General features: G+C 45.8%; 17 protein-coding genes. 2 read left to right on the forward strand and 15 right to left on the reverse strand.

Annotation, left to right across the window (positions count from 1 at the left end):
* Nucleotides 1–84 precede the first annotated feature (84 nt).
* The 7 genes from hemW to R7P74_RS19885 all read right to left on the reverse strand — a co-directional run bounded on the left by hemW (nt 85) and on the right by R7P74_RS19885 (nt 5,142).
* Entirely contained in the window at nt 85–1,263 is a 1,179-nt protein-coding gene (gene hemW, locus R7P74_RS19855; protein ID WP_318123114.1) for a radical SAM family heme chaperone HemW, read from the reverse strand.
* 18 nt (nt 1,264–1,281) lie between these two features.
* Complete coding sequence (locus R7P74_RS19860) at nt 1,282–1,884, reverse strand: XTP/dITP diphosphatase (RefSeq protein ID WP_137282374.1); 603 nt, start codon at nt 1,882–1,884, stop codon at nt 1,282–1,284.
* Between the two features lie 118 nt (nt 1,885–2,002).
* Nucleotides 2,003–2,434 (reverse strand): DUF4426 domain-containing protein, encoded by a 432-nt coding sequence (locus tag R7P74_RS19865; RefSeq protein ID WP_005381010.1) that lies wholly within the window; start codon nt 2,432–2,434, stop codon nt 2,003–2,005.
* A gap of 128 nt (nt 2,435–2,562) precedes the next feature.
* Nucleotides 2,563–2,853 carry a DUF167 family protein YggU gene (gene yggU, locus R7P74_RS19870; RefSeq protein WP_005381011.1) on the reverse strand — a complete coding sequence of 97 codons (291 nt, stop codon included), beginning with the start codon at nt 2,851–2,853 and terminating at the stop codon, nt 2,563–2,565.
* Nucleotides 2,853–3,410, reverse strand: a complete 558-nt coding sequence (locus R7P74_RS19875; protein WP_005381012.1) for a YggT family protein — start codon at nt 3,408–3,410, stop codon at nt 2,853–2,855. The genes yggU and R7P74_RS19875 overlap by 1 nt, the downstream gene beginning before the upstream one ends.
* A 52-nt stretch (nt 3,411–3,462) precedes the next feature.
* Complete coding sequence (gene proC / locus R7P74_RS19880; RefSeq protein WP_318123116.1) at nt 3,463–4,281, reverse strand: pyrroline-5-carboxylate reductase; 819 nt, start codon at nt 4,279–4,281, stop codon at nt 3,463–3,465.
* Nucleotides 4,282–4,440: 159 nt separating this feature from the next.
* A complete protein-coding gene (locus tag R7P74_RS19885; protein ID WP_318123118.1) occupies nt 4,441–5,142 on the reverse strand; it encodes a YggS family pyridoxal phosphate-dependent enzyme in 702 nt (233 codons plus the stop codon).
* A 28-nt stretch (nt 5,143–5,170) separates the two neighbouring features.
* Here R7P74_RS19885 and R7P74_RS19890 point away from each other — a divergent pair, with 28 nt between their 5' ends.
* Nucleotides 5,171–6,211: a type IV pilus twitching motility protein PilT gene (locus tag R7P74_RS19890; protein WP_005381015.1), complete on the forward strand. Its 1,041-nt coding sequence runs from the start codon at nt 5,171–5,173 to the stop codon at nt 6,209–6,211.
* 30 nt (nt 6,212–6,241) lie between these two features.
* Nucleotides 6,242–7,348 carry a PilT/PilU family type 4a pilus ATPase gene (locus R7P74_RS19895; RefSeq protein ID WP_149191715.1) on the forward strand — a complete coding sequence of 369 codons (1,107 nt, stop codon included), beginning with the start codon at nt 6,242–6,244 and terminating at the stop codon, nt 7,346–7,348.
* 61 nt (nt 7,349–7,409) lie between these two features.
* Here R7P74_RS19895 and ruvX read toward each other — a convergent pair whose 3' ends face one another.
* The 8 genes from ruvX to metK form a co-directional block, all read right to left on the reverse strand.
* Entirely contained in the window at nt 7,410–7,835 is a 426-nt protein-coding gene (gene ruvX, locus R7P74_RS19900) for a Holliday junction resolvase RuvX (RefSeq protein WP_053304143.1), read from the reverse strand.
* A gap of 35 nt (nt 7,836–7,870) precedes the next feature.
* Nucleotides 7,871–8,434, reverse strand: a complete 564-nt coding sequence (locus R7P74_RS19905; RefSeq protein WP_005381020.1) for a YqgE/AlgH family protein — start codon at nt 8,432–8,434, stop codon at nt 7,871–7,873.
* A 128-nt stretch (nt 8,435–8,562) separates the two neighbouring features.
* On the reverse strand, nt 8,563–9,513 hold the full coding sequence (gene gshB, locus R7P74_RS19910) for a glutathione synthase (RefSeq protein WP_005381021.1): 951 nt from the start codon (nt 9,511–9,513) through the stop codon (nt 8,563–8,565).
* A gap of 13 nt (nt 9,514–9,526) precedes the next feature.
* Nucleotides 9,527–10,258 (reverse strand): 16S rRNA (uracil(1498)-N(3))-methyltransferase, encoded by a 732-nt coding sequence (rsmE, locus tag R7P74_RS19915; protein WP_154205024.1) that lies wholly within the window; start codon nt 10,256–10,258, stop codon nt 9,527–9,529.
* 113 nt (nt 10,259–10,371) lie between these two features.
* Nucleotides 10,372–11,067 (reverse strand): deoxyribonuclease I, encoded by a 696-nt coding sequence (gene endA / locus R7P74_RS19920; protein WP_025768831.1) that lies wholly within the window; start codon nt 11,065–11,067, stop codon nt 10,372–10,374.
* A 150-nt stretch (nt 11,068–11,217) separates the two neighbouring features.
* The gene (locus R7P74_RS19925; protein ID WP_054866486.1) at nt 11,218–11,715 is read right to left on the reverse strand and encodes a SprT family zinc-dependent metalloprotease; all 498 of its coding nucleotides are present in this window, start codon (nt 11,713–11,715) and stop codon (nt 11,218–11,220) included.
* A gap of 68 nt (nt 11,716–11,783) precedes the next feature.
* A complete protein-coding gene (locus tag R7P74_RS19930; protein WP_005381026.1) occupies nt 11,784–12,581 on the reverse strand; it encodes a DUF2189 domain-containing protein in 798 nt (265 codons plus the stop codon).
* Between the two features lie 402 nt (nt 12,582–12,983).
* The gene (metK, locus tag R7P74_RS19935) at nt 12,984–14,138 is read right to left on the reverse strand and encodes a methionine adenosyltransferase (RefSeq protein WP_005381027.1); all 1,155 of its coding nucleotides are present in this window, start codon (nt 14,136–14,138) and stop codon (nt 12,984–12,986) included.
* Nucleotides 14,139–14,151: the final 13 nt, after the last annotated feature.

Consider the following 14,151-nt stretch of genomic DNA (forward strand, 5'->3'; position numbering starts at 1 on the left):
TTAAAATACAAAACGCCCGATGAAGTACATCGAGCGTTTTAGTTAAAAAGTGTCAACCCATATCAGGACGGGTCAGGGGTTGCGTTAGTCTTCGCTTTCTTCGGCCATAAAGGCTTCGAGCAAATCATTAAGGAAGAGCTTCCCTTTTTCAGTAATTTGCCAATGGGTAGCCGTTTCACTCAGGTAGCCCATTTCTATCGCCCAGTCGATGGTTTCTTGAACCGTACTGAGCGGTAAGCCCGTGGTGTCCACATAATCTTGCTTCGGACAGGCTTCGATTAAGCGGAATCGGTTCATAAAAAACTCGAATGGACGATCTTCATCCGCGACGACATGTTCTGTATGCAGATAAGGTTTGACCATATTTTGATAAGCCGCTAAATAGCCTCGCGGGTGTTTTACCTTTGTCGTTCGAATAATACGTCCGTCGGTAAAACTGAGTTTGCCATGAGAGCCACAACCGATACCAAGGTAATCACCAAAGCGCCAGTAGTTGAGGTTGTGCTGACACTGATAGCCCGGCTTGCTGTAACCGGAGATTTCATATTGCACATAACCCGCAGCTGCAAGTTTTTGGTGTCCGAGCTCGAAAATATCCCACAAGTCATCATCGTCAGGTAGCGTTGGTGGCTTGTAGTAAAACATGGTGTTTGGTTCGATGGTCAGCTGATACCAAGACAAGTGCGGCGGTGCCAACTCAATCGCTTTGTCCAAATCTGCCAAGGCTTGTTCGATGCTTTGATCAGGTAAGCCGTGCATGAGATCGAGGTTAAAGCTGTTCAAACCGATTTGGTGCGCCAGCTGAGCAGCGTTGACGGCTTCGTCTTGGCCGTGAATACGCCCCAAACGCTCAAGCTTTTGTTGCTCAAAGCTTTGCACGCCGATAGAGATACGCGTTACACCAGCTTTGCGGTAGCCAACAAAACGCTCTGCTTCGATGGTGCCTGGATTCGCTTCCATGGTGATTTCGATTTCAGGCTTGAACGGAATACGCGCTTCAATGCCCTTAAGTAGACGCTCGATGCCTTCTGCCGAAATCAAACTCGGCGTACCACCACCAATGAAGATTGAATGCAGTGGACGTGGCGCTTCGTTAAGTCGGTATTTCTCAATGTCGGTATCCAAATCTTCTAAAAGGGCACTGATGTACTCTTCTTCTGGAATCTCGGTTTTGAGCGCGTGAGAGTTAAAGTCGCAATACGGGCACTTTTGCACACACCACGGGATGTGTACATACAAGCTGAGTGCTGGGGGCGTTAACATGGTCTAATTCGCTCGTGATTACTGAGACACTTGCTCAGACAGTTGAGCAAACAACGACTTGAGCGCTTTACCGCGGTGAGACAGTTGTTTCTTACGTGCAGGTTCAAGTTCGGCTGACGCACAGTTGTCTTCAGGAACAAAGAAGATTGGGTCGTAGCCAAAGCCATTTTTACCGTGTGCTTCAGTTAGAATTCGGCCTTCCCATTTACCGTGACAGACGATAGGCGTTGGGTCGTTCTCGTGACGCATGAGGACTAATACGCAGTGGAAACGTGCTGTACGCTCTGCTTCTGGTACGCCTTCCATTGCCGCTAGCAATTTTACTAGATTCTCTTGATCAGATGCGCTCTCGCCTGCGTAACGTGCAGAGTAAATGCCCGGAGCGCCTTTTAAGAAATCGACTTCTAATCCAGAGTCGTCTGCAATGGCAGGAAGCCCTGTTTCTTGTGCGGCATGGCGAGCTTTAATGATTGCGTTTTCAATGAAAGTTGTACCCGTTTCAGCTACTTCCGATACATTGAATTCACTTTGCGCTAATACTTCAAAGCCGAAGTCAGACAACAAATCTGCCATTTCACGAACTTTGCCTTGGTTACCAGTTGCTAGCACAATTTTTTTCATGGGAATCTCTTTTAATAGTGATAGAGGAGAACAAATCGTTCTCCTCTAGATATTCTTTAACTAATAAGTGGTTTTTAGCCTGCTTAGATCCAAAAGCTTTTGGAACATCACAACCCAATTACTCTTCAACATAAAACTTCTGGGTGAATTTAAGCTTACCTGAGCCTTTGTTTCCAGCTTTTACGTCAATATCGAAAGTAAAAGTTTCTTCGTGGGTAATTGGCAGTTCGGCTAAATAGTATATCGCATTGCCTTCTTTGACTTCACGAAAGGTCAAGGTCTGAGTTTGGCCGATAAGGTTCTTCGCGCGTCCAGCAATTTTTGCTTCTAATGCTGGCTTACCCAATGAAGCTCTATCTAACACGCTAATATTAACCACAGCGAGGTATCCATTACGTTTGATATCGTAGCTACGTGCGACTTTGGGTGTTAGGAATGTTGAGTTAAACGCGACATAGTGTACTTCGATATCTTTCATATTTTTAAACTGATCGGCGAAGCTTGGTAACGACAACAGGCTAATCAGTAATGCGGTAATCCATTTGCTCATTGTTACTTCCTCAAAGCACTTGTTATAAAACAACCATAGCTGCAATTTTACCTTGGTCAGGAGGTAAAAAATGCGTACTCAGTCGTTGGTATTAGTAAGTGTGGTACAAAATCGTAAATAAAAAGCCATCATATGATGGCTTTAATTTCTGTCGGTATCTGGGTAGGCGATTCTATCCGAATTTGTTTGTGCCGTCCTAATTCACCTTTTTCTATGTGAACCAAGCCCTTAGCGATTTTAAACTGCTTGGCTAAGAACTTAGTTAGGTGTGCATTAGCTTTGCCATCGACAGGTGGAGCAGTAATGGCGATTTTTAGCTCTTCACCATGCAAGCCAACGATTTTATCGCGGCTAGCTTTAGGTTGAATATAGAGCTTCAGGATGATGTCCTCACCATCTTGCCAAACTGCAGCTGACATTATAGCTGGAACCAAATTGGACCAATGATATCGCCCATTAAGAAGTTCGCGAACTGCAAGCCGATAAATAACACCAGTACGCTTAAATCAAGACCACCAATAGCCGGAAGAATACGACGGATTGGAGCGCACATTGGCTCGGTCAGTTGATGGAATACGTACTCGATAGGGCTGCGGCCTTGGCTTACCCAGCTCAAAATTGCACGGATCAATAGTACCCAGAACAATAGGCCACCAGCGGCTTTGATTAATGATAGTAAGCCCAAGAATAAGAAGTCAGCGCTGAAAGAGACGGAACCGTTCGAAGCTATTAGGATAAGCACGACAAATTTAAGCACACACAACACGTAGGCAAACAACACGGTTGCTAGGTCAATATTCCCCACGGAAGGGATAACGCGGCGCAGTGGACCAATGACCGGCTGAGTCGCTTTTACTATAAATTGCGAGAATGGGTTGTAGAAGTCTGCGCGCGCAGCTTGCAACCAAATTCGCAAAATTACGACCATGATGTACAGGTCAAATAGGGTTGAGATGAGAAAACTCATTGAATTCATAAGGTACCCTTAACAAGTGATGGATGATACTAAACGGAGTTCATCCAAATAATTAAAACAGTTTTTCCATTTCTTCCGCGCGAGCCACAGCAGCTTGCATGGCTTTAGCGACAATATCTGAAAGTTGATGTTCGTTGAATGTACGCAGTGCTTCTGCCGTTGTCCCACCTTTCGAAGTTACGTTCTCACGCAGGGTCGATAGCTCAGTTTCTGGGTTGCTAACCACCATACTGGCCGCGCCCAATGCAGCTTGCTGAACCAATAGTCGAGCGGTCTCTTTATCAAAGCCTTGCGCAATCGCTTCTGCTTGCATCGCTTCCATAAACAGGAAGAAGTATGCTGGAGCACTGCCCGCAGCGGCAATCACATTATTGATACCTGACTCTTGCTCAACCCAACATACTTTACCGACCGCTTCCATTAACTCTGCGGCAAAAGCTTTGTCGTGCTCGGTTACATGAATTGGTGCGAATAATCCACTCATACCCAACCCAAGTTGCGATGGCGTATTTGGCATAACACGAACCAAGTTCAATTTGGTGGCTAGCATATCATCCAATCGAGAACAGTTGATGCCTGCGGCAATAGAAATCACCAGTTTATTAGTGAAATCGATCGATTGCAGTGGTTTACAGACATCCGCCATCATTTGCGGTTTCACAGACAATACCACCACATCCGCCTCGGTCGCAGCTTGGATGTTATCGCTGGTGGTACGGATGCCAAAATCTTGTTCTAGCAGAAGGCGACGAGCCTCTGAAGGAGCCGTTGCGGTAATGTTTTGCGCTGGGTATCCGTTAACAACCAAGCCGGAAACAATGGCTCTCACCATGTTGCCAGCACCAATGAAGGCGATTTTTTTATGTTCCATTTGTCTGATTTCCATCATGATATTTAGAATTTGTTGTGCGCTCAGGTGTATAATGGCACCGCTGTTACTTACTGCTCCTATTGGCGAGTAAGATGATTGCGCATTTACGCTCTAACGATTGGCGACATAACTTATGTCGCGAGTGAGCGTTTTGTTGATTTAGCTGTAGTCTCGTGCGCCGAAAATAGCGGTTCCAATACGAACCATTGTACTACCAGCTTCGATTGCAGCGGTCATATCACCACTCATTCCCATTGATAATGTATCGATTTCTGGGAACTGTGCTTCGAGTGTTTGCTTCAACGTAGCCAACTTCTGAAATTCACGGAGTTGTGATTCGTAGTCAGACACGTTGGCAGGAATCGACATTAACCCTCTTAAAGTGAGGTTGGGTAGGCGAGAAATCAACTCCGCCAGCTCGAATACTTCCGCTTCAGTGACACCAGACTTAGATGCCTCACCACTGGTGTTAACCTGAATCAGAACTTGTAGCGGTTTAAGTTCGCTTGGCCGCTGATCATTCAGGCGTTGAGCAATCTTGGTTCGATCGATGGTGTGAACCCAATCGAAATGTTCAGCAACAAGTCGCGATTTATTGGATTGAATCGGGCCAATGAAGTGCCATTCGATTCGATTATCTGGATAATGCTCGGCAAAGTGCTGAACTTTACTGACGCCCTCTTGAACGTAGTTTTCACCAAAGGCGGTTTGTCCCGCTCGGTAGGCTTCGAGAATTGCCTCGACAGGTTTAGTTTTGCTTACCGCTAGAAGTTGCACTGACTCTGGAGTTCGACCACATTTTTGCTCGTCATATCGAATTTGAGAGGTGATATGTTCAATATTTTGTTGAATACTACTCATAGCTGTACTTTAGACTTAAGGATTTTAAATGGATATCACTGAGTTACTGGATTTTAGTGTAAAACATAATGCCTCGGATCTACATCTTTCTGCAGGTGTCCCACCAATGGTTCGTATTGATGGGGATGTGAGAAAACTAGGCATTCCAGCGTTTACACACCAAGAAGTGCATCGTTTGGTTTTCGAAATCATGAACGATGCCCAACGCAGTGAGTTCGAAGAAAAACTCGAAGTCGATTTCTCTTTTGAGTTGCATAACGTTGGCCGTTTCCGTGTCAACGCTTTCAACCAATCTCGCGGTTGTGCGGCAGTATTCCGTACCATTCCAAGTAGCATTCCAACTCTGGAAGAGCTAGAAGCGCCAGAGATCTTCAAAAAAATTGCGAACGCTGAAAAAGGCTTAGTTCTGGTCACTGGCCCAACAGGTTCAGGTAAATCGACGACCTTAGCAGCCATTGTTGACTACATTAACCGTAATCACAACAAGCACGTACTCACAATTGAAGATCCGATTGAATTTGTTCACAACAACAATAAATGTTTGATCAACCAGCGTGAAGTTCACCGTGACACCCATAGTTTCCAAAATGCTTTGCGTAGTGCATTGCGCGAAGACCCAGACGTTATTCTGGTTGGTGAGATGCGTGACAAAGAAACCATCAGCCTTGCCTTAACGGCGGCAGAAACGGGTCACTTAGTTTTCGGGACGTTGCACACCAGCTCGGCGGCAAAAACCATTGACCGTATTATCGATGTGTTTCCTGGTAGTGATAAAGATATGGTTCGCTCGATGCTATCTGAGTCCCTTCGTTCGGTTATCGCGCAAAAGCTTCTGAAGCGTAATGGTGGTGGCCGTATTGCATGCCATGAAATTATGATGGCAACGCCTGCGATTCGCAACTTGATCCGCGAAGACAAAGTCGCGCAGATGTATTCGATCATTCAAACAGGTGCGGCTCACGGCATGCAAACCATGGAGCAAAATGCTCGTCAGTTAATGGCGCAAGGCATGGTTGCTCGTGAAGAGGTCGATAGCAAGATCGGATTAGAAGTGCAGCAATTCTCGTAACGTTCATACAGATAATGGTGAATACGGAAGATGGATCTAGATAAATTTCTCGAAGGCATGCTGGCGCTGAAAGCGTCGGATCTTTACATCACGGTTGGAGCGCCAATTCTATTTCGTGTGGATGGCGAATTGCGTCCGCAAGGGGAAAAACTCACCGAGAGTGATGTGGCTGCATTACTCGATAGCGCTATGGAACCAGATCGGCGTCAGGACTTTCGTAAAAGTCGCGAGTCGAATTTTGCCATTGTGAGAGATTGTGGTCGCTTCCGTGTGAGTGCCTTTTTTCAACGCGAGTTACCAGGCGCAGTGATTCGTCGTATTGAAACCAATATTCCTACTTTTGAGCAGTTAAAGTTACCGTTAGTGTTGCAAGATTTGGCGATAGCTAAGCGTGGTTTGGTGCTGGTGGTCGGTGCTACTGGATCGGGTAAATCGACCACCATGGCGGCGATGACAGGCTATCGAAACAGCAATAAAACCGGGCACATTTTGACGGTCGAAGATCCGATCGAATTCGTGCATGAACACAAGCGCTGTATCGTGACTCAACGCGAAGTTGGGTTAGATACGGAAAGCTATGAAGTTGCGCTTAAAAACTCGCTGCGCCAAGCACCAGATATGATTTTGATTGGTGAGATCCGTAGCCGTGAAACAATGGAATACGCGATGACCTTCGCCGAAACGGGTCACCTGTGTATGGCAACGTTGCACGCCAATAATGCCAACCAAGCTTTAGAGCGCATTCTTCACTTGGTACCGAAAGATCAAAAAGAACAATTCTTGTTCGATTTGTCGATGAACCTAAAAGGCGTGGTTGGTCAGCAGTTGATCCGAGATAAAAATGGGCAGGGACGTCATGGTGTATTTGAGATCTTGCTAAATAGCCCACGTGTGTCGGATTTGATTCGTCGCGGAGATTTACATGAGTTGAAGTCAACCATGGCTCGCTCAAATGAGTTTGGTATGCTGACGTTCGATCAATCTCTCTATAAGTTAGTGATGCAAGGTAAGATCAGCGAAGAGGATGCACTACATAGTGCCGACTCGGCAAATGATCTGCGCTTGATGTTGAAAACGCAGCGTGGTGAAGCATTCTCTACGGGCAGTTTGGCGAACGTTAAGATCGATATGGATTAATCCAATCCAGAAACAAAAAAGGTTGGCAGGAGCCAACCTTTTTTCATTGTGCTTGAAGTGTTTACTCATCCCAAAGGGCTTCAAACCAGCTTTCTAGAATCACCACTGCTGACTGGCAGTCAACATTACCTTTCGATAGGGCTTTATAGCCGCCCATGCTGAACAACTCCGCACGAGCTTCTGCAGTAGATAAACGCTCATCATGCAGTTCAACAGGCAATCCGTATCGGCCTTGCAGACGCTTAGCAAATTTTCGTGCACGAGGGGTTATGGTCTCAAGGTCTTTACCATGCAGATCGGTCGGTAAACCGACCACTAGCAAATCTGGTTGCCACTCTTTGATTTGCTTTTCTATATCGTCCCAGTTTGGAATACCGTCATTGGCTTTAAAGGCTTTTAATGGGGAAGCTGTACCAGTAATTTCTTGGCCAATAGCGCTACCAATGCTTTTGGTTCCAAAGTCAAAAGCCATAATTGTGCGTGACATAAGGTGTCTCTATCTAATGTAACTGTATATTTGGACTAAGCATGTCCAGAGTCTGCTGAAAGGTGACTTGGGTCGATGCCCAGCTTTTCGACCGCTTTCTTCCAACGCTCGTTGATTGGTGTATTAAAGATAATTTCAGGCGTCGCTTCAATGGTGAGCCAAGAGTTTTCGACCAGCTCACTTTCTAATTGGCCTGCACTCCAACCGGAGTAGCCAAGTGCCACTAGGTAATCACTTGGTTCTGCTTCTGTTCCTAACACCGAAAGAATATCTCGCGAAGTGGTTACCGCGAGGTCGTCGGTCATTTGGACGCTGGACTCGTAGTAATCTTTGGGTTTATGCAAAATAAAACCACGATCTTCCGAGATTGGGCCGCCATTGTAGACTGGTCTATCTAGACTGGCTTCAAATAGGCGCGGGTGTACTGGCTGAACTTCCACCTGCTTGAGCATGTTGCCGACGGTGATATCAACAGGAGCATTGATCATCAGCCCCATAGCGCCGTCTTCGTTGTGCTCACAAACGTAGATCACGCTGTTTTGAAAGTACGGATCTTTCATCCCAGGCATGGCAACCAAAAAGTGATTTGTGAGATTCATACTCATACTGACCCTTAACTCTCGTAAATGCCCTTAAGCAAACATCATACAGTTTACCATCTAGGTATGTGCATGAGTTTGCTTAAGTTAATGTACTACGCTCTCTATTAACTGTAATACAGTTTGAGTTATTCGCCTTTTACTCGACGCTCAATCGCATCCATCAGCTTGCCTGTGATTGAGATATCAAAAGCTGCTTCAATTTCGCGAATACAGGTTGGGCTGGTGACGTTGATTTCTGTTAGCTTGTCGCCAATTACGTCAAGGCCAACAAAGATAAGGCCTTTTTCTTTCAATGTCGGAGCAACGGTTTGCGCAATTTTGAGGTCGGTTTCGCTTAGCGGACGAGCTTCACCAGTACCACCAGCGGCTAGGTTGCCGCGCGTTTCGCCTTTAGCAGGAATGCGTGCTAGACAGTAAGGCATAGGTTCGCCATCTACCACTAAGATACGTTTGTCACCGTTGCTGATATCTGGCACGAAGGTTTGCGCCATTGCGTAGTTTTGACCGTGGTTAGTCAATGTCTCGATGATCACAGAGACGTTTGGATCGTTTTCTTTCACACGGAAGATGGACGCGCCACCCATACCATCAAGCGGTTTCAGGATGACATCACCATGTTTTTCACGAAATTCTTTAATTTTTTCTGCTTTTCGCGTCACGATCGTTGTAGGTGTCAGCTCTGGGAACCATGCTGTAAACAGCTTTTCGTTACAATCACGTAAGCTTTGAGGCTTGTTAACGATCAGTGCACCTTGTTCTTCTGCACGCTCAAGGATGTAAGTCGCGTAGATGTATTCAGTATCAAACGGAGGATCTTTACGCATTAGCACCGCGTCTAGCTCAGACAGTTCGATAGTTTGCTCTGATTTGAACTCGTACCAACCGTTTGGATCTTCTTTTAGTTCCACCACTTTAGTATCTGCAATGGCAACGCCTTGATCGAGATGCAGATCATTCATTTCCATGTAGTGGATTTCATAGCCGCGTCGTTGCGCTTCAAGCATCATGGCAAAGCTAGAGTCTTTTTTGATGTTAATGGACGAGATTGGGTCCATTACGATACCGAGTTTGATCATTATTTTTCTCCGTTTAACCAAGATCGCCGAAACGAACTTGTAAGGCTGTAATTGCTGTCAGAGCCGCTGTTTCGGTGCGCAGAACGCGAGGGCCGAGTAGCGTTTCTTCAAATTGGTATTCTCGAGTCATCTCGATCTCTTCAGACGATAAACCGCCTTCAGGACCGATCAGTAGGCGCACTTTTTCAACCGGGGTTGGCAAAGTGTTGATTGAGTATTTAGCACGAGGGTGAAGGTTAAGCTTTAAACCATCGTACTCTTCTTGACACCACTCTTCCAAGCTCATAATTGGACGAATTTCGGGCACGACATTACGCCCACATTGCTCACAGGCACTGATGGCGATTTTCTGCCATTGCGCGAGTTTTTTCTCAAAACGCTTTTGGTCAAGCTTGACGCCACAACGTTCAGAAATCAGAGGAGTGATGGTATTGACGCCAAGTTCAACAGACTTTTGGATGGTGAACTCCATCTTATCGCCACGTGAAATGACTTGACCAAGGTGCAGATCTAAAGGGGATTCAATACTGCTTTCTACACGCTCGGTGATGTTAACCAAAACTGATTTCTTGCTGACTTCACTGATAACCGCTGGGAACTCTGCGCCACTGCCGTCAAAAAGGAGAACGTCTTGGCCTTCTTTCATGCGCAAAACACGACCGATATGGCCTGCTGCGTCGTCACTTAAAGCAAGTGAGCCAAGTTGATGAATGGTTTCTGGATGATAAATTCGAGGGGTACGCATGAGATTTCCAGCAAGAGAATAAACTTAAACCCTAACATGGATGCTTTGCACCGAAAAAACAAGGGGCAAGAAGCGTTTCAATATCAGTAATTGAAACGCTTCGAGGTCGGAGGTTACAGTGCGCGGCAGGCTTCTTGAACAAATGGGTTGTGATTGCCCTGTACTTTTGCAATGCGCTCGTCACGCTCACATTCCCATTTATCGACAGGATAGGTTTTGTTCCAAGCACTCATTAATTGCGTTTGCTGCTTCGACAGTTTGAAACCGTACTCTTTGCTCATGTATAGATAGGTGCGAGCAATTGAGCCACGCGCACGGTCTGGTGGCATGACTTTACGCTGCTTAAAGTTCACTTGCATCTCACAGCGACCATAACTCACGCCATCCATACCGTTCCATTGGCTGAAGTTGTAGTTCGAACGGTCACCGTTTACTTCACCAATAGCAGGAGTTAGGTTGTGTAAGTCTGCTTCCATCAAACGAAAAGTTTTGTCTTTTTTCTTACAGTTTTTACGTCCGCCATCTTGCCAGCATTGACGCTGGTGGCCAAATTGCCACGCAGGAACAACGTGCTCCCATTCGATTCGTGCAGCCCGTTTTTCTTGTTTACGGACTTGGTAACCGCAAGAGGCTAAATCGGGTAAGCCTTTCTTGCCTTGCCATTGAATGTTACAGCCACAGTAGAAGCTTGTTGGGTGGTCTTGATAAATTTTGACCGCCTCACGTTTGGCTGCAGAGAATGAGCTCGGTGGCGCGGCAATCGCAGTGCTAGAAAGCGCGATAAGCAACAGAGAGAATAAGTATTTCATGATAAAAGTCTTTATAAAGTATGACTTTATTCATGATAACACGCATAAAATAGCTTTAGTGATGAGTAAGTTAACAATAAGTGGCGAAGGGAAGGTTTTGATCAACTCGATCTTTATTTTGGGAACGCAAGTAACACTATGAGGTAAGGGCTACGATAACTGAATGCCGGTGAAGTTAAGTGGTTGGCGGCATTTTTGACAAGAGTACGTCGCCTCTTTGCGCAGTACTTTATTATGACGGCGAATCGATAGAGGGTAGGTCATACAACCACAACGATACTCAAAGGTTTTACCTTGAACGGATTTTACTTCAAAGTTGTGAGTGGTTTTGGCTGGTACGTTAAATACGGCTTCCATGACGCCTTTCCATTCTTTGCCGTGAGGCCTAACTCGCCCGTAAACCTGATAAGTAATCAGGTGTGCTACTTCATGAGGAATGACTTCATCTAAGAATGCTTGGGTGTTTTCGCGAAATAAAACAGGGTTTAGGCGTACTTGATTTAATTGAAGGTAGGCCTTTCCTGCCGCTTTCCCACGGACGTCGAAGGTGATTGTTGGAATCGGGAAAGAACGTTTGAAAGCTTGTTCTGCCATCGCGATACAGCCCGCCATCACTTGCTTGGCTTTATAGCTGAGTTCTATATCCACAATTCACCTCGATAAATCAAATAAAAAAGCCCCCGCATTTGCGAGGGCCAGATCATAGCATCAGTTAATTATGGTGTGTGTTTTTTCTTGATGGTGGCATGGTAAGCGTGCCATGTACCGTAGCCTAGAATTGGCATGGTAAACAACATTCCGATCCCGTAGGTCGCAAAGCCGATAAGAATACCGCCACAGATGATCGCTGCCCAAACAATCATTGCTGGAATGTTGGATTTCACTGCATTAAAGCTGGTAAATACAGCGGTCATCATGTCTACGCGACGCTCCATCATGAGAGGAATAGAAAAGGCTGAAATGCTAAACACCACACAAGCCAAAACAAAGCCAACTAAAGAGCCGATGACAAGGAAGGGTAGGAACTCACTTAAAGGTGCCCCTTGAACAGAAGGGTAGAGTGCATGAAGTAGAGCGGCAATGCGCATCCAAAATATCATACACACTGCGAGTAACACGGCGAACGCCCATTGAGATGTTGAGTTACGACCGATCGCTTTCATTGAATGGAACAAGCTTGCTTTGTGTCCGCGCTCTCTCTCCCAACTGGCATCATACAAGCCCAGCGCGAGAAACGGACCGATTAACATGTAAACAATCAAACTGGGCATGACGACTAAGTGTGTGCCTTGCCACTGTACGAGCAAAACAATGCCTATCGCAGCAGCCATAAAACAGATGCCATAGAAAGCACTAATAAGCGGCATTCGCACGAAGTCATGCAGACCTAATGCGAGCCAATGAAAAGGTGCAGAAAGATTGACCGTATTGCACGGTATGGTTCTGGCGTATTCGTTGTCTGGCACTTCCTTTCGTTTGTTGTGGAAGTCCGATGGATTAACAGTTCGAGGCATAACTCCTCCTTGATTTATTCCCACATTATCCGCTTATACCAACTGACAGCGGTTTTTGTTCAGTCAAACTTGAAGCGACTTTTTCAAGTTTACATCTGAGCATTGGCTTAGTTTGGTATCGGCCATAAAGATGCCTGACTCATGTCTTTACTTAAGTGTTGCTTCCACAGTCGCCAGCATCCGACGTCTCTATTTAAATTGGAGTTAACAATATTTTAACTATTGGCGGAGATGGGATAATTTACAAATAATTGCTTAAAATTTATTCGGTATAAAAATGAGGGAGAAACAGGACTGCTTTGTGGGGCAGGGCGGTATGAGCCGAAATGGCTGGATAAAAGTTGCTGAAAATAAAAAGCCCCCGCCATAGGCGAGGGCTTGATTGATTCTTGCTTGGCTTGATTATTTGATGCCAGCGAAATCGCGTAGAAGTGCAGCTTTGTCTGTCGCTTCCCACGGGAATTCTTCACGACCGAAGTGACCGTAAGCCGCTGTCTTCTTGTAGATAGGTTGAAGAAGGTTAAGCATTTCTTGTAGACCGTATGGACGTAGGTCGAAGAATTGACGAACCGCTTCAATGATGATGTCGTGAGATACTTTCTCAGTACCGAACGTTTCCACCATGATAGACGTTGGATCAGCAACACCGATTGCGTAAGAAAGTTGGATCTCACAACGGTCAGCCATGCCTGCGGCTACGATGTTTTTCGCTACGTAGCGTGCTGCGTATGCTGCACTACGGTCAACTTTTGATGGATCTTTACCAGAAAACGCACCGCCACCGTGACGAGCTGCGCCGCCGTAGGTATCTACGATGATCTTACGACCAGTTAGACCACAGTCACCCATAGGACCACCGATTACGAAGCGACCGGTTGGATTAATGAAGAAGTTTGTTTCTTTGTTGATCCACTCAGAAGGTAGCACTGGCTTAATGATCTCTTCCATTACCGCTTCACGCAGGTCTGAAGTTGAGATTGAGTCACAGTGTTGAGTTGAAAGAACAACCGCGTCGATACCAACGATGTTACCTTGATCGTATTGGAATGTTACCTGAGATTTTGCATCAGGACGCAACCAAGGTAGTGTGCCGTTTTTACGAACTTCTGCTTGCTTTTGAACAAGACGGTGAGAGTAAGTAATTGGCGCTGGCATTAGTACTTCAGTTTCGTTACAAGCGTAACCAAACATGATGCCTTGGTCGCCTGCACCTTGTTCTTTAGGGTCAGCTTTATCAACACCTTGGTTGATATCTGGCGACTGTTTACCGATTGTGTTTAGTACCGCACAAGAATCTGCGTCAAAGCCCATATCTGAATGTACGTAGCCGATTTCACGAACGGTTTCACGAGTTAACTCTTCGATGTCTACCCATGCTGAAGTCGTGATTTCACCACCCACCATTACCATACCGGTTTTAACGTAAGTCTCACATGCAACACGAGCCTTTGGATCTTGCTCTAGAATCGCGTCAAGAACCGCATCAGAAATCTGGTCTGCAATTTTATCTGGATGACCTTCTGATACTGACTCAGAAGTAAACAGGTGCTTAGCCATGTTAGCTCCACTA

The sequence above is a fragment of the Vibrio sp. 2033 genome (genome assembly GCF_033339735.1).